Source organism: Massilia sp. UMI-21, assembly GCA_015277795.1.
Classification (GTDB): domain Bacteria; phylum Pseudomonadota; class Gammaproteobacteria; order Burkholderiales; family Burkholderiaceae_D; genus Telluria.
The window spans coordinates 1,115,017-1,136,475 of the sequence record CP063848.1; the positions used below are offsets into that span (position 1 = coordinate 1,115,017).

A 21,459-nucleotide genomic window follows, 5' to 3' on the forward strand; every position below is an offset into this window, starting at 1 on the left:
GCGGCCGGAGGCCGAGCGCCATGCAGGACGCGACAGCGCGCGCCTGCGCCACAGCCACGAAGTGAAGGTGGCGCCGCAGCGCGACTACCGCCCCGACCTGAAGGCCGATTCGCTGGCGCTCGCGCTGCTGGGCGCTGCCAGCGCCGTGGCGCGCGTGCGCGGCGGCGCCGCGCTGCCGCAGGCCCTGGCTGCCGTGTTCGCGGCCTATGAGGTGACCCCGCAGGCGCGCGGCGCGATCCAGGACATCGCCTACCGGACGATGCGCCAGCTGGGGCGCAGCGAGACCCTGCTGGGCCTGATGACGAGCAAGGCGCCGGAACCGCCGATGCTGGGCGGCCTGCTGTGCGCGGCGCTGAGCCTGCTCGACCCGCCGCAGGGAGCGGATGCGCCCTACGAAGCCTTCACCGTGGTCGACCAGGCCGTGCATGCGGCGGCCAGCCACCCGGATTTCGCCCATGCCAAGGCGATGGTCAATGCCGTGCTGCGCCGCTTCCTGCGCGAGCGCGAGGCGCTGGTGGCGCAGGCGCTGAAGCAGCCGCTGGCGCGCTGGAACTACCCGCAATGGTGGATCGACAGCACCCGCGCCGCCTATCCGTTGCAGTGGGAAGCCATCCTGGCGGCCGGCAACGCGCACCCGCCGCTGACGCTGCGCGTCAATCGCCGCCGCACCGACGTCGCGACCTACCTGGCGACCCTGGTCGACGCCGGTTTCGAGGCGGAGCAGGTGGGCCCGAGCGCGGTGCGCCTGGCCCAGGCCGTCAACGTGAGCCAGATTCCCGGTTTCCACGACGGCCTGGTGTCGGTGCAGGACGCCGGCGCCCAGCTGGCCGCGCCGCTGCTCGACCTGCATGATGGCATGCGCGTGCTGGACGCCTGCGCGGCGCCCGGCGGCAAGAGCGGCCACATCCTCGAGACGGCCGAGGTCGACCTGACCTCGGTCGACGCCGATGCCCAGCGCCTGGCGCGGGTCGGCGACAACCTGGGACGCCTGGGACTGCGGGCGACAACGATTGCGGCCGAGGCCCAGGACAGCGGCTGGTGGGACGGCCGGCCCTTCGACCGGATCCTGGCTGACGTGCCCTGCACGGCCTCCGGCATCGTGCGCCGCCATCCGGACATCCGCTGGCTGCGCCGCAAGTCGGACACGCTCCAACTTGCAACACTTTCCAGCAAAATACTCGACAATCTTTGGCAGATGCTGCTGCCCAATGGTAAATTGCTGTTCGTGACATGTTCGCTCTGGCCCCAGGAATCGGAGGCGCAGGCAGCCGCCTTCGCGGCGCGCCACGACGCCATCCGCCTCGACGCGCCGGGCCAGCTGCTGCCAGCCAGCGGTGCCGGGCAGGATCATGACGGCTTGTTCTATGCGCTGTTCCAGAAGAAGACAGCTGCGTGATGATCCATTCACGATGAACATGCACCGGCTTCAACCCTCGGCTATACACTTTTAGGCTCCGCCGCACCCGTGACCTTACGATTTTTTTGCCTCCTCGCCTGCCAGCTGCTGCTGGTCTTCGCGTGCGCGCAGGCACGGGCGGCCGACACGATCGAGATCCTCAAGGCCGAAATCCAGTCCAGCGAGGAGGGCTATCGCCTGAATACGGCCTTCGCCTTCGACCTGAACCACGAACTGCAGGACGCGGTCCAGCACGGCATCAAGCTGCACTTCACCACCGAGATCGACATGACGCGCCCGCGCTGGTGGTGGCGCGACGAGAAGGCGGTATTCTCCAAGCGCACCATCGGCATCTCCTACGACATGCTCACGCGCCAGTACATCGTCACCATCGGCGGCAGCGTGCCGCAGGCCTTCAATACCCTCGACGATGCGCTGTCGCTGATCCGGCGGCCGGCGCGCTGGCTGATCGCGCCCAAGGGCGCCCTCAAGCAGGGCGAGGTCTACAACGTCTCGGTGCGCATGTTCATGGACCGCGACTACCTGTCCAAGCCCCTGCAGGTCAATGCCATCAACGATTCGAGCTGGCGCTTGAGCTCGAACCGGAAGAATTTCACCTACCGTGCTGAGTAGCGCCATCCGTGGCAAGTCGGTGAACCGGGCCTTGCGCTACGCGCTCGTGGTGGGCGGCGCGATCGTCTCGATCCTGCTGTTCCTGCTCGCCTCGGTCTCCGACAACTCGGGCTTCTTCGACCGCTACTATATCTGGCTGCTCGGCCTGAACGCCGGCATGGCGGCGCTGCTGCTGATCCTCGTGATCGTCGCGCTGGCGCGCCTGTATTCGCGCTACAAGGCCGGCAAGTTCGGCTCGCGCCTGGTGGCGCGCCTGGTGCTCCTGTTTGCCGGCATCGGCATCCTGCCGGGGCTGGTGATCTTCATGGTCTCGGTGATGTTCGTGTCGCATTCGATCGACAGCTGGTTCGACGTCAAGATCGAGGCCGCGATCGAGTCCGGCCTGAACCTGGGCCGCGCCGCGCTCGACGAAGCGGTGGCCGAACTGGGCGCGACCGGCCAGACCGCCGCCACCACGCTGGCCGGCCAGGACGCGGTGACGGTGCAGGGCGTGCTGAGCGGCCTGGTGAACGACATCAGCGGCCTGCAAAGCGCGATGCTGCTCACCGCGGACGGCACCGTGCTGGCGTCGGCGGCGCCGGAGCGCGACGCCAGCCTGGACGCCGACCGGCCCTCGTCCGACATGCTCAAGTCGGCCGCGCTGCCGGGCGGCTATGCGCGGCCGGAAGGAACGATCAACCGGCAGGCGACGGGCCAGAACCGCCAGGACAGCGAAACCGGCCTGGATGCGGCCACCGGCCTGCGCCTGCGGGTCCTGCTGGCGGTGCCGGAAACGGCGGGGATGGAGCCGCGCTACCTGCAGCTGCTGCAGGCGGTGCCGGTGAACCTGGCCTCGAACGCGGTGGTGCTGGGCAGCGCGTCCGAGGAATACCGTTCGCGCTCGCTGCAGCGCACCGGCCTGCGCAAGATGTACATCGAGACCCTCACCCTGACGCTGCTGCTGGCGATCTTCGGGGCGATCGGCAGCGCCTTCCTCATCGCCGGCAACCTGGCGCAGCCGCTGCTGGTGCTGGCCGAGGGCACCCAGGCGGTGGCCGAAGGCGACCTGTCGCCGCGTCCGACCGTCGAGACCAACGACGAACTGGGCACCCTGACGCGCTCGTTCAACGCCATGACCGGCCAGCTGTTCGAGGCGCGCAGCGCGGTCGAGCGCAACCGCACGGCGCTGCAGAACGCCAAGGCCCACCTGGAATCGGTGCTGGCCAATATGTCGGCGGGCGTGCTCGTGCTCGATGCCGAAGGGCGGGTGGTGAACTCGAACGACGCGGCCTACCGCATCCTGCAGGTGGAACCCGGCGCGCTCAGCGGACCGCTGGCGGGCATTCCCGGACTGGAAACCTTCTACAACTGCATCACGCGCGCGATTTCGGCGCAAAGCGCGCAGAGCGCCGCCGGCAGCGGCAACGCCGGCGGGCGCAAGCGCGCCCACTGGCAGCAGCAGATCGAGATCCCGCGCCGCGGCAGCGGCGAAGAGCAGGACCACGACATCACGCTGCTGGCGCGCGGCTCGCGCCTGCCGGTGGGCACCGGCAGCGGCTTCATCGTCGTGTTCGACGATATCTCCGACGTGATCTCGGGCCAGCGTTCGGTGGCCTGGGGCGAGGTGGCGCGCCGCCTGGCGCACGAGATCAAGAACCCGCTGACCCCGATCCAGCTGTCGGCCGAGCGCCTGCAGATGAAGCTCGAGTCGAGCCTGCCGCCGCTTGAAGCCGAACTGCTCAAGAAGAGCACCACGACCATCGTCAACCAGGTCGACGCCATGAAGCGCATGGTCGACGATTTCCGCGACTATGCGCGCACGCCGCCGGCGGTGCTGGAGCCGCTCGACCTGAACGGCCTGATCGACGAGATCCTGCAGCTTTACCTGGCCGAGGACGATTCCGATATCATCCACGCCGCGCTGGCCCCGAACCTACCGCAGGTGATGGGCGATGCCACCCAGTTGCGCCAGGTGATCCACAACCTGCTCCAGAACGCGCAGGATGCGCTGGTCGACCGCGCCCCGGGTATGCCGGCCCCGCGCGTCGACGTCACCACCGAGGCCATCCACTACGAAGGCGCGGACGGCGGCGCCGGCACCGCGGTGCGGCTGGCGATCACGGATAACGGCCCCGGCTTCTCGCCGCGCATCCTGGCGCGCGCCTTCGAACCCTACGTCACGTCGAAAGCGCGCGGCACCGGCCTGGGCCTGCCGATGGTAAAAAAGATCATCGATGAACACGGTGGCAGGATCGATATCGGGAATCATCCGGACGGATGTGGCGCGTCGGTATTCATTTTGCTGTTAAAGTTAGCCCCTGAGGCGAACTTGTCCGAAATATAAAAGACGGCATAAAATCGCGGCAGGCCAATAAGATTGTCTTACAAAGCCCCCGGCGCAAGACGATGCAAGGCGGGCATGGGGGTTTTGTACGGCGATCAACGGGTAAGAGATCAGGAAGGTTAAGAGATGGCGAACATACTCGTAGTTGATGATGAAATGGGCATCCGTGAATTGCTCTCGGAAATCCTGGGCGATGAAGGCCATGCCATCACGCTGGCGGAGAACGCACAGCAGGCACGCGAGGCACGCGCAGGCGGCGCGCCCGACCTGGTGCTGCTCGACATCTGGATGCCGGATACCGACGGCGTGACCCTGCTCAAGGAGTGGCAGCGCGACGGCCTGCTCACCATGCCGGTCATCATGATGTCCGGCCATGCCACCATCGACACCGCCGTCGAGGCGACCCGCATCGGCGCCTTGAATTTCCTCGAGAAGCCGATCGCCCTGCAGAAATTGCTCAAGGCCGTGCAGCAGGGCCTGACCCGCGCACAGGAAGTGGCGCGCGCCCCCCTGGTGCCGCCGCGTCCGCTCGCTGCCGCCGCTGCACTTCCCGTGGCCGACGCCGGCGTCGGCCTGCCCCCCGCGGCCGTCCCCATGTATGCGCCCGCCGCGCCACAGGCGGCCAACGGATCGCGCCTGGTGCATGCGATTTCGCAAGGCGAGGGCACCGGCTACACCCTGTCCTTCGACTTGCCGCTGCGTGAAGCGCGCGACGCCTTCGAGCGCATGTACTTCGAACACCACCTGGGCCGCGAAGGCGGCAGCATGACGCGGGTGGCCGAGAAGACCGGCCTGGAACGCACCCATCTGTACCGCAAGCTCAAGCAACTCGGCGTCGAACCCGGCAAACTGGCCAAGAAAGGCGTCTGATTGCCCGCATTGCGCGAACGCGTCGCGACCACCCTGGTTACCGGCGCGGCGGCGTCCGTACGCGAGGCGGCGATTGCCGCGCTGCTCGAGACGCCGTGTTCTCCTGACGGTTTCAGCGCCGTCATCCTCGAAGGGCTCGCCCCAGGCAGCAGCTCCATCCCCGATGCCTCTTCCGTAAGACTTGTCCGACTCGCGCCCGGGTGTATGTGCTGCTCCGGGAATCTGGTTTTGCGTGTAACATTAAATCGACTGTTACGCCAAGGCCCGGAACGCCTGTTCATCGGTGTGGCGAACAGTGAGCACCTTGATCAGTTGCGATCGTGGCTGCAAGAAGCGCCATACGATCAGCTGTTGGCACTGAATCCGACCGTACGCGCCTGACATCTTCAACGCCGTCGTGCGTACTTGAAATCGGTCCAGCGAGCCCCACCTCTTAAACGAAGTGATCAATCATGCGCCCGCCGCCGCGCGCCTGATTGGACAACCGGGCGGCCCGGAAGACCGCCGCAAGCTGCCGCCGCAACGCGCAGCGGGTTTTTCGAGACGCCACCATTCTGATCGAGAGAAGGAGTCATCATGAACATGATCTATAACAGCGAACAGTACAGCGTCGTGGAGTTTGGCGTTGATCGCGACCTCGAAGCCCTGCGCTTCGGCGGATACGAGATCGTCGACAAGGCCGGCCGGCGCGAAGCGTTCATCGGCGGCAAACTGGCTCAGTCTTTCCGTCGCGATGTGAACAATCTCATCGCGAGCGAGCCGACCATGGATGAAATCGACGACTTCCTGGGTTCCTACGATACCCTGATGAGCCAGCCAGTCGTGCTGCACTGATTCACCAGGAAAACGCTACTGCGGTCCGAGACGTAGTAGCGCACCGGCACCTCTAGGCGTGGTAAGCTGCGCGCCATGTGCCAGCTCCTCGGAATGAACTGCAACGTCCCCACGGACATCGTCTTCTCCTTCACCGGCTTCGCCCATCGCGGCGGACGCACCGACACCCATCACGACGGCTGGGGCATCGCTTTTTTCGAAGGCAAGGGAGTACGCCACTTCGTCGATCACCAGGCCGCGATCGCCTCGCCGATCGCCGAACTGATCAAGCGCTACCCGATCAAGTCCACCAACGTCATCGCCCATATCCGCAAGGCCACGCAAGGCGAGGTCGCGCTCGAGAATTGCCACCCTTTCGTGCGCGAGCTGTGGGGCCGCTACTGGGTGTTCGCCCACAACGGCGACCTGAAGGACTTTGCGCCGGCGCTGCATGGGCCGTTCCGCCCGGTCGGCAACACCGACAGCGAACTGGCCTTCTGCTGGCTGATGCAGGAGCTGCGCAATACCTTCGGCGACACCGCGCCCGCCCTGGCGGACCTGCGCATGGCGCTCGAGCGCCTGGTGCCGCAGGTCGCCGCGCACGGCACCTTCAACATGATGCTGTCGGACGGCACCGCCCTGTTCACGCACTGCTCCACCAAGCTGTGCTACATCGTGCGCCAGTATCCGTTTGCCGCCGCCTCCCTGTCGGACGAAGACCTGTCGGTCGACTTTTCGCAGGTGACGACCCCGAACGACCGGGTCGCCATCATCGTCACCGAACCGCTGACCACCAACGAAACCTGGACCCGCTTCGCACCGGGCGAACTGAAGCTGTTCGTGGACGGCTTGCCACAATCATGACAAAGTAATATCGTTCCGCTAATAAATTAGTGCTATAAATCCACTAAATCTGGCGAATACGTTACAGTACGACTGTTTGCGAGCCCATCCACACGACATGACCGATACCGCCAGCACCGACCAGGCTTCCCAGCCGCTGAAACTGCGCAATTTCTACCTCGGGCGCCAGCCGGTGCTCGACCGTAACCAGGCGCTGTTCGGCTACGAGCTGCTGTTCCGCGGCAGCGCGCAAGGCGCGGCCCAGATCGATTCCGGCCTGTCGGCCAGCGCCAGCGTGATCCACCATGCCTCGCAACTGGGCATGCCGCGCGCGATCGGCGACGCGACCGCCTTCCTGAACGTCGACACCGACGTGCTCATGAGCGACATGTTCGCCTTCCTGCCGCGCGAACGCACGGTGCTCGAGATCGTGCGTTCGGTGGAGCCCGACGACGCCGTGATCCGGCGCATGACCGAACTGTCCACGCACGGCTTCCGCTTCGCGGCCGAAGCCTCGGCGCACGGCGCCAGCCTGGCCCGCCTGCTGCCGGTCATCGACTACGTCAAGATGGACTTGCGCGAACTGCCGGTGGTGACCCTGCTGTCGCTGGCGCCGCGCCTGCGCGGCACCGGCAAGCGCCTGGTGGCCGAGAAGGTCGAGACCCACAACGAATACCGCACCTGCCTGGACATCGGCTTCGATTACTTCCAGGGCTATTACTTTGCCAAGCCGACGGTGATCGCCGGGCGCAAGCTGTCGCCTTCGCAGGCGACGGTGCTGGACCTGATGAACCTGGTCACCTCGGATGCCGACAACGCCGAGATCGAGCGCGCGATCAAGAAGGATGTGACGCTCGGCCTGAACCTGCTGCGCCTGGTGAACACGCCGGCGGCCGGCGCCGGGCGGCGCATCGAATCGGTCAGCCAGGCCCTGATGCTGCTGGGCCGCCGCCAGCTGCAGCGCTGGCTGCAGATCCTGCTGTACGCCGAGCCGGGCGTGCGCGGCCACAACCTGAGCCCGCTGCTGATGCTGGCCACCACGCGCGCGCGCCTGATGGAACTGCTGGCGCAGCGCCTGCGCCCGGCGCAGCGCAACGTGGCCGACATCGCTTTCACGGTGGGCATGATGTCGCTGATGGACACGCTGTTCTGCATCCCGATGCAGGACATCGTGGAGCAGATCCCGGTGATCGACGAAGTGCGCCACGCGCTGCTGGTGCGCCGCGGCTTCTTCGGCGAGCTGCTGCGCCTGGCCGAATCGATCGAGCGCATGGACGACGCCCAGGAAGAGGTGATGCCTGCGCTGCACGAGTTGTCGATGGACGGCGACGACCTGGCCGAGCTCGAGGTGTCGGCGTTCGAGTGGAGCGACAAGGTCGTTCGTTACGCGATTTGATGACGATCGCGTCGATTCGTAGGGTGGTCGGCTTGCCCGACCGCGCGTTCAAATCACGCATGCACTGTGGCGGCGCATCGTTTGGCTGAACGCGCGGTCGGCGGAGCCGACCACCCTACAAATGCGGCGTCAGGGATTACCCGGGCGTACCGGAATGGGTCCACTGCCGGTGCAGCTCCGGATCGCTGCGCAGTTCCCACACACCCAGCACGATCGTGGCCAGGCCCGCGATGACCAGGCTCCAGGTCATGGCCGGGTCGCGCACCACGCCGACCAGCCAGGGCGAGACCGCCACCCATATCCCCACGACGATGTTGAGCAGCACGGCCCAGACGCGGGTCTGGACCAGGTCGAACGCAGCCAGCAGCGCAATGATCGCGCCGGCGATATACGCGTTCGTGGCCGGCGGCGAATACGACGGATAGCCGAGCGCCCACGGCGAGACGAACAGCCAGACGCCGACCAGCACCATGAGCTGGTCTTGCCAGCGTCTGGATGCGAAATGCATGGCCATGATTTTCTCCTCTCGAGCCAGGATCACACACTGCTTTAGACAATGTGCCCGGGCAGAAGTTTGGAGGAGGCGGAGGGACGGCCGCCGCACCGTCCTGAGGACAGTGCGGCGGCGCAGGGGGCTGTACAGCGGATTACGACAGGTTCGGCGCCAGGTAGCGTTCGAGTTCGCTCTTGTCCATGCCGCGGCGGCGCGCCATGTCCTCGAGCTGGTCTTCGCCGATCTTGCCGACCACGAAGTACTTCGAGTCCGGGTGCGCGAAATAAAAGCCCGATACCGCCGCACCCGGGTACATCGCAAAGGACTCGGTCAGCTCCATGCCGATCTCTTGCGCCTGCAGCGTGCGGAACAGCTCGGCCTTCACCGTGTGTTCCGGGCAGGCCGGGTAGCCCGGCGCCGGGCGGATGCCCTGGTAGGACTCGCGAATCAATGCCTCGTTCGACAGGTCTTCGCCGCTGGCATAGCCCCACAGGTCGGTACGCACGCGCTCGTGCAGGTATTCGGCGAAGGCCTCGGCCAGGCGGTCGGCCAGGGCCTTGAGCATGATCGACGAGTAGTCGTCGTGCGCCGCCTCGAAGCGCTGCTCGTGCTTCTCGATGCCCAGCCCCGCGGTGACCGCGAACATGCCGATGTAGTCGGCCACGCCGGACGCCTTCGGCGCCACGAAGTCGGACAGGCACTGGTTCGGGCGCTGCGCGCCGTCGACCACCGGCTTGACGCCCTGCTGGCGCAGGCCGTACCAGGTGAAGGCGACTTCCTCCCGCGATTCGTCGGTATAGACCTCGATGTCGTCCTCGTTCACCGCGTTCGCCGGCAGCAGCGCGATGGCGCCGTTGGCCGTCAGCCAGCGGCCCTCGATGATCTTCTTCAGCATGGCCTGGGCTTCCTCGAACACCTTGGAGGCCGCTTCGCCCACCACCTCGTCGCTGAGGATGGCAGGGTAGGGGCCGGCCAGGTCCCAGGTCTGGAAGAACGGACCCCAGTCGATGTAGCGCGCCAGCTCGCCCAGGTCGACGTTCTTGAACAGGCGACGGCCGATGAATTTCGGCTTGACCGGGGCATAGTCGAGCTTGGCCTTGTTGGCGCGCGCCTGCTCGAGCGTGAGCATCGGCAGCGCCTTCTTGTTGGCGTGCTGCACGCGGATGCGTTCGTAGTCTTGCGCCAGTTCGATGATGTAGGCGTCGCGCGTGTCCTCGGTCAGCAGCGACTGGCCCACCGATACCGAGCGCGAGGCGTCCGGCACATACACCACCGGGCCTTCGTAGTGCGGCGCGATCTTCACGGCCGTGTGCGCGCGGCTGGTGGTGGCGCCGCCGATCAGCAGCGGAATCTTCTTCTCGCGGAAGTACGGATCGCGCTGCATCTCGCGCGCCACGTGGGCCATTTCTTCCAGCGACGGGGTGATCAGGCCGGACAGGCCGACGATGTCGGCGTTCTCTTCCTTGGCCTTGGCCAGGATGTCGGCGCAGGGCACCATCACGCCCATGTTCACGATCTCGAAGTTATTGCACTGCAGGACCACCGAAACGATGTTCTTGCCGATGTCGTGCACGTCGCCCTTGACGGTCGCGATCACCATCTTGCCCTTCGGCTTGGCGACAATGCCGGTGCGGCGTTCTTCTTCCGCCTTCTCTTCTTCGATGAAAGGCACCAGGTGGGCCACCGCCTGCTTCATGACGCGCGCCGACTTCACCACCTGCGGCAGGAACATCTTGCCCTGTCCGAACAGGTCGCCGACGATGTTCATGCCGTCCATCAGCGGGCCTTCGATCACGTGGATCGGGCGGCCGTTCGCACGCAGTACCTGCTGGCGCATCTCTTCGGTGTCTTCGACGATCCACTGGGTGATGCCGTGCACCAGCGCGTGCGCCAGGCGCTTCTCGACCGGGGTGTTGCGCCACTCGAGGTTCTGCTCCTGCTTGCCGCCGCCGGCCTTCAGGGTGCCGGCGAACTCGATCATGCGCTCGGTGGCGTCCGGGCGGCGGTTCAGCACCACGTCCTCGACGCGCTCGCGCAGTTCGGGCGACAGGTCGTCGTAGACGCCGATCATGCCGGCGTTGACGATGCCCATGCTCATGCCGGCCTTGATCGCGTGGTACAGGAACACGGTGTGGATCGCCTCGCGCGCCGGGTCGTTGCCGCGGAAGCTGAACGACACGTTCGACACGCCGCCCGACACCTGCGCATGCGGCAGGTTCTTGCGGATCCAGGCGGTGGCTTCGATGAAGTCCACCGCGTAGTTGTTGTGCTCTTCGATGCCGGTGGCGATCGCGAAGATGTTCGGATCGAAGATGATGTCTTCCGGCGGGAAGCCGACCTGCTCGGTCAGTACCCTGTAGGCGCGGCCGCAGATCTCGGTCTTGCGGGCGAAGGTGTCGGCCTGCCCCTGTTCATCGAAGGCCATCACGATGACGGCCGCGCCGTAGCGGCGGCACAGGCTGGCCTGGCGGATGAATTCTTCCTCGCCTTCCTTCATCGAGATCGAATTGACGATGGCCTTGCCCTGCACGCATTTGAGGCCGGCCTCGATGACGCTCCATTTGGAGGAGTCGATCATGATCGGCACGCGCGAGATGTCGGGTTCGGAGGCGATCAGGTTCAGGAAGCGCGTCATCGCGGCCTGCGAGTCGAGCATGGCCTCGTCCATGTTGATGTCGATGACCTGCGCGCCGTTCTCGACCTGCTGGCGCGCCACCGACAGCGCCTCGTCGAACTGCTCGTTCAGGATCATGCGCGCGAAGGCCTTGGAGCCGGTCACGTTGGTGCGTTCGCCGACGTTGACGAACAGCGAGCTGTCGTCGATGGTGAAGGGCTCCAGGCCCGACAGGCGCATCGCGACCGGGATGTCAGGCACCTGGCGCGGAGCACGGCCTTCGAGGACCTGCGCGATCGCCGCGATGTGCTCGGGGGTGGTGCCGCAGCAGCCGCCGGCGATGTTGACGAAGCCGGCGTCGGCGAATTCGGCCAGCAGCGACGAGGTGTCGGCCGGCAGTTCGTCGAAGCCGGTGTCGCTCATCGGGTTGGGCAGGCCGGCGTTCGGGTAGATGCACACGAAGGTGTCGGCGATCTGCGAGAGTTCCTCGGCATACGGGCGCATCAGGGCGGCGCCCAGTGCGCAGTTCAGGCCGATGGTGATGGGCCTGGCGTGGCGCACCGAGTTCCAGAAGGCGGCCACGGTCTGGCCCGACAGGATGCGGCCCGAGGCGTCGGTGACGGTGCCCGAGATCATGATCGGCAGGCGCGGCACCTCGGGGTGCGCGTCGAAGTACTGGTCGATCGCGAACAGCGCGGCCTTGCAGTTGAGGGTGTCGAAGATGGTCTCGACCAGCAGCACGTCGGCGCCGCCCAGCACCAGGCCGCGCACCTGCTCGTGGTAGCTCTCCACCAGCTGGTCGAAGCTGATGTTGCGGGCGGCCGGGTCGTTCACGTCGGGCGAGATCGAGGCGGTCTTCGGGGTCGGGCCGAGGGCGCCGGCCACGAAGCGCGGCTTGTCCGGCGTGCTGTACTTGTCGCAGGCGGCGCGCGCGAGCCTGGCGGCCTGGACGTTCATCTCGTAGGCCAGATGCGCCATGTGGTAGTCGTCCTGCGCCACGCCGGTGGCGCCGAAGGTATTGGTTTCGATCAGGTCGGCGCCGGCGGCCAGGTAGCGCTCGTGGATCTCCTGGATGATCTGCGGCTGGGTCAGGGTGAGCAGCTCGTTGTTACCCTTCACGAACAGCTCGCGCTGGCTGGAACCCCCGGGAGCGCTGAAGTCCTTGAAGCGTTCGCCGCGGTAGGCCGCTTCGTCCAGCTTGTACTGCTGGATGATGGTGCCCATCGCGCCATCCAGGATCATGATGCGGCGCTTCAGGATGTCGCGCAGCTGGGAGTCGATCGGGGAGATGGTGCGGAGAGGGGCATTCATGTTGTCGTCTTTCTAGAATCGGCTTTACAGGCCGTTTACTGATGGGCGGTCTACGATTATACGTCATGACGCTGGATGCTTCCGGCGGGGCCAAAAAGGCAGTTTCGTGTATGTATCTTTATGTATGGAAATCGCAAACTGATACATGACGTTACAAAACCCGGTGTATCCGCAATCTTTACGTTACATACACGGACGACAATTACCCCGTCGCCACAGTGTTGGCGGAGCTTTTAACGGGATGATTGCATGAACAAAGAATATGAGCCGGATTGGGATCAAGCGGTGAGCCGCATCGAAGAACCGGCTGTCGCCGTCAAGCCGCAAACCATCAACGGCGTGAAGCAGATCGTGACGATTCGCCTGGACGTGGACATGCTCGACTGGTTCAAGTCGGCTGGCCCGGGTTACCAGACCCGTATCAACCAGGTGCTGCGTGAGTACATGGACGCGCAGCGCACAGCCGGGTCGCAAGAGAAGTGATGCAGTAAATGGTCGGGGCGGATGCCCCGATTTTCTTTTGGGGTCGAGACTTGCCGTAGGGTGGACGGCTATGCCGTCCGCGCGTTCACATCACGGTAATGCGGCCCGCGCGGCTGTTCATCCGATAGTTGAACGCGCGGACGGGGAACCCGTCCACCCTACGAAAAGCGCTTTCCGTCCAGCGGGAAGCTCTTGAGAAACTCCGCCGCCGCCAGGCGCTTGCCGCCCGGTTTTTGCAGCTCGGTCATGCGCAGCGCACCTTCGCCGCAGGCGACCACGATGCCTTGCGCATCCGCCGCCAGCACCTGGCCAGGCTTGCCACTGCCGGGCGCCAGTTCCGCATTCCATACCTTGACCGTCACGCCGTCGACCAGGCCGTGCGCACCCGGGAAGGGATTGAAGGCGCGCACCCTGCGCCACAGCAGCCCGGCCGGCAGGGCGAAGTCCAGCTTCGCTTCTTCCTTGCTGATCTTGGCGGCGTAGGTCACGCCCGCTTCCGGCTGCGGCACGGAGGCCAGCTGGCCGGCTTCCATCCGGCGCAGCGCGTCGACGATCATGCGGCCGCCCAGCGCGGCAAGCTTGTCGTGCAGGCTGCCGGTGGTGTCGGTGTCCGCGATGGCGATGCGCTCGATCAGCATCATCGGCCCGGTATCCAGGCCTTCTTCCATGCCCATGATGGTCACGCCGGTGTCGACGTCGCCGGCTTCGATCGCGCGGTGGATCGGCGCGGCGCCGCGCCAGCGCGGCAGCAGCGAGCCGTGGATGTTGATACAGGGGCGGATGTCGAGCGTGCTGCGCGGCAGGATCAGCCCATAGGCCGCCACCACCATCACGTCGTAGTCGAGCGCCAGCAGGCGCGCGTGGACGGCGCGTGCCTCCTCGGCGCGTTGCGGATCCTTGGCGTCCATGCGCAGCGACAGCGGCTGCGCCACGGGCATGCCATGGGCCAGCGCATACTGCTTGACCGCGGAGGCTTGCAGCTGCATGCCGCGCCCGGCCGGGCGGTCGGGCTGGGTCAGGACCAGGGGAATCTCGAAGCCGGCCTCGTGCAGGGCACGCAGGGCCACGGCGGCGAACTCGGGGGTGCCGGCGAAGACAACTTTAGGCGCGACTCTCATCGACCGCCTGTCAGCGGCGCGCAGCGCGCAGGGCGGCTTCGCGTTCCATGCCGCGTTCTTCCTTCTGCAGCTTGGCCTTGATGCGGTTGCGCTTGAGCGGCGACAGGTATTCGACGAAGACCTTGCCCATCAGGTGGTCCATCTCGTGCTGGATGCAGACGGCCAGCAGGCCGTCGGCGTCGACCTCGAATTCCTTGCCTTCGACATCGTAGGCCTTGCACTTGACGCGGGATGGACGCTCGACGCCGTCGTAGATGCCGGGCACCGACAGGCAGCCTTCGTCGTAAACCTGCTTTTCTTCGCTGGCCCAGGTGATTTCCGGGTTGATGAAGACCATCAGCTGGTCGGAGGTTTCGCTGACGTCGATGACGACCACGCGTTCGTGCACGTCGACCTGGGAGGCGGCCAGGCCGACACCGGGTGCGTCGTACATGGTGTCGGCCATGTCCTTGACCAGCTGGCGCAGGCGCTCGGTGCCGAATTCGGTGACCGGCTTGGCAAGCTTGTGCAGGCGTGGATCAGGATAGCGGAGGATATTCAGTAAGGCCATGGTCGGGCAATTCCAGGGGGTATCAGTTCAATGAGGAGTTCAGCAAGCCGGCGCGCACGGACAGAAATGCAACACATCCAGGGGCTGGCAAGACGCGTTTTGTCTTGCTAGTTCAGGGATTTGTGTGCAGAATTTGATTCAGTACGGCAACCTTTTGTCGATCAGGCGTAGTCATCGCTGTTTCTATCGTGCTGTTTATCGTGCTGTTTCTTCCAGAAGAGCGGTGCGCTGCCAGCCATCCGGTGTCAAAGCCGCAATCCAAGTACGCAACAGCGGACGCAATGACGGACGTATGCAATGAAAAATTTTAGCACAGTCGTGACCCGCGCTGCTGCGGCGGCGCTGGTCGCGTGTGCCGCGGCCAGCCCGGTCCAGGCGGCATCGTGCGCATTCCGTCCGAATGCGCCCGACCAGCACGTCGTGGTCAAGGGCGATACGCTCTGGGATATCTCGGGCGCCTTCCTGCAGAATCCGTGGTGCTGGCCCCAGGTCTGGGGCATGAACCGCGACGAGATCCGCAACCCGCACTGGATCTATCCCGGCCAGGTCATCTATTTCGACCGCACCCGCGGCCGCCTGTCCCTGACCCGTCCGGGGCAGGGCGACGGCCGCGGCCTCCCGCCACTCACGAAGCTGTCGCCGCAACTGCGCAGCGAGTCGCTCGAGCGCGACGCCGTGCAGTCGATTCCGGCCGGCATGATCGAGCCTTACCTGACCCAGCCGCTCGTGGTCGAGGCCGACGCACTGGCCGGCGCGCCGCGCATCGTGGCCTCGCAGGAAGGCCGGGTCTATCTCGGCACCGGCGACCGCGTCTACGTCAAGGGAAACCTGGGCGGCGGCAAGAGCTTCCAGGTGTTCCGCCCCAGCGGTCCGTTGAAGGATCCGCAGACCGGCAAGGTGCTGGCCTACGAAGCTGCCTACCTGGGCAGCGTGAGCCTCGATCGCGAAGCGGCACCGGGCGTGGATGCGCATAGTTTCCGCGTCACCGAGACGCGCCAGGAAATGGGCGTGGGCGACCTGCTGGTGCCGATGCCGCCGACGCCGGTGCGCAACTACATGCCGCATGCGCCGGCCCAGCCTGTCGATGCGCGCGTGATGTCGATCTACGCGGGCGTGAGCTATGCCGGCCAGAGCCAGGTGGTCACTGTCAATCGCGGTTCTGTTGACGGGCTCGATGTCGGCGCCGTGCTGCAGCTCTATCATCTCGGGAAGACGGTGCCGGACCCTGCCAGTAAAGGCATGCTCGGCTTCGGCAAACAGCAGATCAAGCTGCCCGACGAGCAATATGGCAGCCTGTTCATTTTCCGCGTGTTCAGCAATGTATCGTATGGCCTGATCATGCAAGTGACGGCGCCGGTGGAAGTCGGCGACGTGGCGCGCTCACCGGAGTAAACCCTACCGTGCAGGACACGGCCCCCCACCCATCCAGCCCGCCAGACGCCTGCGCCCTTGCCGACTGGATCCGTTTGGACGGGGCGGCCGGGGTGGGCTGCCGGACCGCGAAGCTGCTGCTCGGCGCATTCGGTTCCCCCGCGGCCATCTTCCGTGCCGGCTATGCGGCGCTTGCGGCACAGGTCCCGGCCGCGCAGGCCGCCGCGCTGTGCGCACCCATCACGCCGGAAGGCGCGCGCCAGGTCGACCTGACCCTGGCCTGGCTGTCCGCACCGCATCACCACATCCTCACGCTGCACGACGCCGACTACCCGGACGCCCTGCGGCACATTCCCGATCCGCCCTTGCTGCTGTACCTGAACGGACGGCGCGACCTGTTGCCTGCGCCCATGATCGCCGTGGTCGGCAGCCGCAATGCCAGCACGCAGGGCAGGGCCAATGCGGAAGGCTTCGCGGAAAGCCTGTCGCGCGCCGGCCTGTGCGTGGTGTCGGGCATGGCGCTCGGCATCGATACCGCCGCCCACGAAGGCGCGCTGCGCGGACCGGGGTCGACCATCGCGGTCATCGGCACCGGCCCCGACCGGGTCTACCCGGCACGCAACCGTGCGCTCGCGCATCGCATCGCCGAGGCGGGCTGCATCGTCAGCGAATACGCGCTCGGCACGCCGCCCGTCGCCGGCAACTTCCCGCGCCGCAACCGCATCATCAGCGGCCTGGCAGCCGGCGTGCTGGTGGTCGAGGCAGCGGCCCAGTCCGGTTCCCTGATTACCGCGCAGATGGCGGCCGAGCAGGGCCGCGAAGTGTTCGCGCTGCCTGGCTCGATCCATTCGGCACTGGCCAAGGGTTGCCATCGATTGATACGCGAAGGCGCGCACCTGGTCGAGACGGTGGACGAGGTATTGCAAGCGATGCGGGCGTCGCCGCTCGCGCGGCCTGCCATGGCGCCGGCGCGGGGCGGCGCGGGCCACGACGCCTTGCTGGCCGCGCTGGGCCACGATCCGGTGCAGGCAGATGCATTACTCGATTGTGTTGGCGGCGATGCCGGCCGGCTGGCCGGCGAACTGCTGGCGCTCGAACTGGCGGGGCTGCTCGAACGCTTGCCCGATGGCCGGGTGCAACGTGTCGTGCAAACAGCCTGAGCGAGCCTGCGCACCCTGATTCCCAAAAGTATGCTTGTTCTCGCATATGCATGTTGCATGAGGCAATACGAAAAAGAGTATTCTTCTTGAGATATATTTGTGAAATGTTTGACCTGAATTTTGTTAAATATCGACAAAACTGAATGAACCGATAAGGCCGTCATACAACGTTTTTTACCGGCGACACCTGGTCGCGCGTGTCGCACTTGTGCCTCGGCGAGCTTAGCTGCTACAGTAGCGTCACTATGTTCGACATCCTGGTCTACCTCTACGAGACGTACTATCGTCCTGACGCCTGCCCCGAGCCGGCGGCCCTGGCACGCAAGCTGTCCGCCGTCGGTTTCGATGATATCGAGATTTCCGAGGCGCTGGACTGGCTGTCCGGGCTGACCGAAGCGGCAGTTTCCGACGCAATCGATGCATGCACCGGCATCCGCTACTACGTGGACGAGGAATACATCGAGCTGGGCAGTGCAGCCATCGGCTTCATCCAGTTCCTCGAGAGCGCCAAGGTGCTCAGCCCGACGCAGCGCGAGATCGTCATCGAGCGCGCGCTGGCCTGCGACGAGTCGCCGGTGGCGCTGGGCAAGCTCAAGATCATCGTGCTGATGGTCCTGTGGAGCCAGGGCAAGGAGCCCGATGCGCTCATGTTCGACGACCTGTTCGGCGACGACGACGAGCAGGAACCGCGTCTGCTGCACTGAACACACGCACCACCGACGCATCGACGGGGCCGCAAGGCCCCGTTTGCATTTCGGCGGCTCGGCGCCGCCGTGCGCCCGCACGCAGGCTGCCGCGGCGGCATGCTGCGGATTCAGTTCGAGCACGCGCCGGTAACCGCTGTTTTCCATGGCGGAGGCGGACAGGCTCGGCGCGTAGACCACGACCGGGAAGCTGCCGCTTCCAGGCACGAGAGGCGGGCATCGCGCAATGTCGTCTTCGCTCGGCACGGGAAAGAATTCGCCCATGCCCGCCCTGCGTTGATAGACCAGAAAATTTGTAACATTCATTCGATTGGCATGTGACGCTTTTCGTCCTGAAGTGCGGATGCCTGGTGGCACACCGGGCGGCGCCATGCCGAAACACACGGCAATATCGGCCTGTTCCAGGTTGTAAGGGCAGGCCGGCACACTTGCAGTCGGCGCGCCATCGCGCTTATCATTGGCCGCTCAATCCAGATTGTTACTATACGGACACTACGGCTTTCACAACCGTCCAGCCCCGGAGCATGTATGATGCGCGGGCAAAAGCCACTTATATATAGAGCACCCGATAAACACTATGACCAAATCCCTCATCATCGCCGAGAAGCCGTCGGTCGCGAACGACATCGCGAAGACGCTGGGCGGCTTTACCAAGCACGATGAGTACTTCGAATCCGACGAATACGTCCTGTCGTCCGCCGTCGGCCACCTGCTCGAGATCGCGGTGCCCGAGGAGCACGACGTCAAGCGCGGCAAATGGAGCTTCACGCACCTGCCGATGATTCCGCCGTACTTCGCGCTGAACCCGATCGCCAAGACCGAATCGCGCCTCAAGGTGCTCAACAAGCTGATCAAGCGCAAGGACGTCACCACCCTGATCAACGCATGTGACGCGGGCCGCGAAGGAGAACTCATCTTCCGCCTGATCGCCCAGAACGCGAAGGCCAAGCAACCGGTCAAGCGCCTGTGGCTGCAGTCGATGACGGCCAATGCGATCCGCGAAGGCTTCGCCCACCTGCGCAGCGACGAAGAGATGCTGCCGCTGGCCGATGCCGCGCGTTGCCGTTCCGAAGCCGACTGGCTGATCGGCATCAACGGCACCCGCGCCATGACCGCCTTCAATTCGAAAGAGGGCGGCTTCTACCTGACCACCGTGGGCCGGGTGCAGACCCCGACCCTGTCGATCGTGGTCGAGCGCGAAGAGAAGATCAAGAAGTTCGTCGCGCGCGACTACTGGGAGGTGCGCGCCGAGTTCGTGTGCGCCGCCGGCATCTACGAAGGACGCTGGCTCGACCAGAATTTCAAGAAGGACGAGAACGACCCGGAGAAGCGCGCCGAGCGCCTGTGGAGCCGCGCCGCCGCCGATTCGATCGCCGCCGCCTGCCGCGGCAAGCAGGGCGTGGTTACCGAGGAATCGAAGCCGACCACCTCGATGGCGCCGGCCCTGTTCGACCTGACCAGCCTGCAGCGCGAGGCCAACGGCCGCTTCGGCTTCTCGGCCAAGAACACGCTGGGCCTGGCCCAGGCGCTGTACGAGAAGCACAAGGTGCTGACCTACCCGCGTACCGATTCGCGCCACCTGCCGGAAGACTACATCCAGACCGTCAAGGACACGATGGGTGCGCTGGCGGACACGAATAACTACAACGGCTTCGCCAAGCAGATCACCAAGAACGGCTGGGTCAAGCCGAACAAGCGTATTTTTGATAACACCAAGATCTCGGACCACTTCGCGATCATCCCGACCGGCGTCGTGCCGAAGAACCTGACCGAGCCGGAACAAAAGCTGTACGACCTGGTCACGCGCCGCTTCCTGGCCGTGTTCTTCCCGCCGGCCGAATTCCTGGTGACGACCCGTTTCACCGAAGTGTCGGGCCACCAGTTCAAGACCGAGGGCAAGGTCATGACCAACCCCGGCTGGCTGGCGGTGTACGGCAAGGACACCACCGGCGACGACAAGGACGGCGCCAACCTGGTGCCGGTGCAGAAGGGCGAGAAGGTCCAGACCGAGAAGATCACCGCCAATGGCCTGGTCACCAAGCCGCCGGCGCGCTATAGCGAAGCGACGCTGCTGTCGGCGATGGAAGGCGCGGGCAAGCTGGTCGACTCCGACGAGCTGCGCGACGCCATGGCCGGCAAGGGCCTGGGCACGCCGGCGACGCGCGCGGCCATCATCGAAGGCCTGCTCACCGAGAAATACCTGATCCGCGAAGGGCGCGAGCTGATCCCGACCGCCAAGGCATCGCAGCTGATGACGCTGCTGCGCGGCCTGGGCGTGAACGAACTGACCGCCCCCGAGCTGACCGGCGAATGGGAATACAAGCTGTCGCAGATGGAGAAGGGCAAGATTTCGCGCGACGAGTTCATGCGCGAGATCCAGCAGATGACGCAGATCATCGTCAAGCGCGCCAAGGAATACGACAACGAGACCATCCCGGGCGACTACGCGACCCTGAAGACCCCGTGCCCGAACTGCGGCGGCGTGGTCAAGGAAAACTACCGCCGCTTCGCCTGCACCAAGTGCGACTTCTCGATGTCGAAGACGCCGGGCAGCCGCCAGTTCGAGATCAACGAGGTCGAGGAACTGCTGGAGAAGCGCACCATCGGTCCGCTGCAGGGCTTCCGCTCGAAGATGGGCCGTCCGTTCGCGGCGATCCTGCGCATCGTGCGCGACGAAGACATCCAGAACTTCAAGCTCGAATTCGACTTCGGCCAGGACCAGGACGAGGGCGAGGACGGCGAGGGCGTCGACTTCACCGGCCAGACCGCGCTCGGCCCCTGCCCGAAGTGCGCCAGCGGCGTGTACGAGATGGGCCTGGCCTACGTGTGCGAGAAGACGGTCGCCAAGCCGAAAGCCTGCGATTTCCGCAGCGGCCGCATCATCCTGCAGCAGGAAATCCTGCCCGAGCAGATGGCCAAGCTGCTCAACGAGGGCAAGACCGACCTGCTGCCGGGCTTCGTGTCGCAGCGCACGCGCCGCGCCTTCAAGGCCTTCCTGGTGCGCGGCAAGGACGGCAAGATCAGCTTCGAGTTCGAGGAGCGCAAGGCCAAGCCGGGCGCGAAGGGCAAGGCGCAAGCGGCCGACGGCGCCGCGGACGGCGCCGACGCTGCCGATGGCGCAGCGGCGCCGGTGAAGGCGGCGCGCAAGGCGCCGGCAAAATCGGCTGCGAAATCGGCTGCGAAATCGGCTGCGAAATCGGCTGCGAAATCGGCTGCCAAGACGGCGACCAAGACCGCGGCGAAGCCGGCCGCCAAGACGGCGGCGCGCAAGCCGGCGGCGAAGAAGATCGCTTCGGCGGCAAGCAAGAAGTAAGCGCTGCGCTGCCGATCGCACAAGGACGCGGACCCGAGGGTTCGCGTTTTTTTTTTCGCGCGGGCAAA

The 21,459-nt window shown here is 65.5% G+C and carries 17 protein-coding genes; 13 read left to right on the plus strand and 4 right to left on the minus strand.

Features of this window, described 5'->3' with window-relative positions; all coding sequences use genetic code 11:
• Positions 1-43 precede the first annotated feature (43 nt).
• The 8 genes from rsmB to IM543_04975 all read left to right on the plus strand — a co-directional run bounded on the left by rsmB (position 44) and on the right by IM543_04975 (position 8,274).
• The gene (gene rsmB, locus IM543_04940; protein ID QOY96524.1) at positions 44-1,396 is read left to right on the plus strand and encodes a 16S rRNA (cytosine(967)-C(5))-methyltransferase RsmB; all 1,353 of its coding nucleotides are present in this window, start codon (positions 44-46) and stop codon (positions 1,394-1,396) included.
• Between the two features lie 69 nt (positions 1,397-1,465).
• Positions 1,466-2,029 (plus strand): DUF4390 domain-containing protein, encoded by a 564-nt coding sequence (locus IM543_04945; protein ID QOY95221.1) that lies wholly within the window; start codon positions 1,466-1,468, stop codon positions 2,027-2,029.
• 19 nt (positions 2,030-2,048) lie between these two features.
• Positions 2,049-4,352: a HAMP domain-containing protein gene (locus IM543_04950; protein ID QOY96525.1), complete on the plus strand. Its 2,304-nt coding sequence runs from the start codon at positions 2,049-2,051 to the stop codon at positions 4,350-4,352.
• Positions 4,353-4,478: 126 nt separating this feature from the next.
• On the plus strand, positions 4,479-5,222 hold the full coding sequence (locus IM543_04955) for a response regulator (protein QOY95222.1): 744 nt from the start codon (positions 4,479-4,481) through the stop codon (positions 5,220-5,222).
• A 9-nt stretch (positions 5,223-5,231) separates the two neighbouring features.
• A complete protein-coding gene (locus IM543_04960; protein ID QOY96526.1) occupies positions 5,232-5,603 on the plus strand; it encodes a GTPase in 372 nt (123 codons plus the stop codon).
• A 195-nt stretch (positions 5,604-5,798) separates the two neighbouring features.
• Positions 5,799-6,056 (plus strand): DUF3567 domain-containing protein, encoded by a 258-nt coding sequence (locus IM543_04965; GenBank protein QOY95223.1) that lies wholly within the window; start codon positions 5,799-5,801, stop codon positions 6,054-6,056.
• A gap of 75 nt (positions 6,057-6,131) precedes the next feature.
• A complete protein-coding gene (locus IM543_04970) occupies positions 6,132-6,899 on the plus strand; it encodes a class II glutamine amidotransferase (GenBank protein ID QOY95224.1) in 768 nt (255 codons plus the stop codon).
• Positions 6,900-6,996: 97 nt separating this feature from the next.
• Positions 6,997-8,274: an EAL domain-containing protein gene (locus tag IM543_04975; protein QOY95225.1), complete on the plus strand. Its 1,278-nt coding sequence runs from the start codon at positions 6,997-6,999 to the stop codon at positions 8,272-8,274.
• A 136-nt stretch (positions 8,275-8,410) separates the two neighbouring features.
• Here IM543_04975 and IM543_04980 read toward each other — a convergent pair whose 3' ends face one another.
• Together IM543_04980 and metH are read right to left on the minus strand one after the other, a co-directional pair.
• On the minus strand, positions 8,411-8,788 hold the full coding sequence (locus IM543_04980; GenBank protein ID QOY95226.1) for an SPW repeat protein: 378 nt from the start codon (positions 8,786-8,788) through the stop codon (positions 8,411-8,413).
• 133 nt (positions 8,789-8,921) lie between these two features.
• Entirely contained in the window at positions 8,922-12,692 is a 3,771-nt protein-coding gene (gene metH / locus IM543_04985; GenBank protein ID QOY95227.1) for a methionine synthase, read from the minus strand.
• A gap of 249 nt (positions 12,693-12,941) precedes the next feature.
• On the opposite strand from metH, the gene IM543_04990 reads away from it, so the two are divergent.
• Positions 12,942-13,175, plus strand: coding sequence for a BrnA antitoxin family protein (locus tag IM543_04990; GenBank protein ID QOY95228.1), 234 nt, complete (start codon positions 12,942-12,944; stop codon positions 13,173-13,175).
• Positions 13,176-13,333: 158 nt separating this feature from the next.
• Here IM543_04990 and IM543_04995 read toward each other — a convergent pair whose 3' ends face one another.
• A complete protein-coding gene (locus IM543_04995; GenBank protein QOY95229.1) occupies positions 13,334-14,293 on the minus strand; it encodes a methionyl-tRNA formyltransferase in 960 nt (319 codons plus the stop codon).
• A gap of 10 nt (positions 14,294-14,303) precedes the next feature.
• A complete protein-coding gene (gene def, locus IM543_05000) occupies positions 14,304-14,843 on the minus strand; it encodes a peptide deformylase (GenBank protein ID QOY95230.1) in 540 nt (179 codons plus the stop codon).
• A gap of 297 nt (positions 14,844-15,140) precedes the next feature.
• On the opposite strand from def, the gene IM543_05005 reads away from it, so the two are divergent.
• From IM543_05005 to IM543_05020, 4 genes are all read left to right on the plus strand, one after another.
• Positions 15,141-16,235 (plus strand): LysM peptidoglycan-binding domain-containing protein, encoded by a 1,095-nt coding sequence (locus tag IM543_05005; protein QOY95231.1) that lies wholly within the window; start codon positions 15,141-15,143, stop codon positions 16,233-16,235.
• Between the two features lie 8 nt (positions 16,236-16,243).
• Positions 16,244-17,374, plus strand: a complete 1,131-nt coding sequence (dprA, locus tag IM543_05010) for a DNA-protecting protein DprA (GenBank protein ID QOY95232.1) — start codon at positions 16,244-16,246, stop codon at positions 17,372-17,374.
• A gap of 245 nt (positions 17,375-17,619) precedes the next feature.
• Positions 17,620-18,078, plus strand: a complete 459-nt coding sequence (locus tag IM543_05015) for a DUF494 domain-containing protein (GenBank protein ID QOY95233.1) — start codon at positions 17,620-17,622, stop codon at positions 18,076-18,078.
• Between the two features lie 577 nt (positions 18,079-18,655).
• The gene (locus tag IM543_05020; GenBank protein ID QOY95234.1) at positions 18,656-21,391 is read left to right on the plus strand and encodes a DNA topoisomerase III; all 2,736 of its coding nucleotides are present in this window, start codon (positions 18,656-18,658) and stop codon (positions 21,389-21,391) included.
• The last annotated feature ends 68 nt before the right edge of the window (positions 21,392-21,459 follow it).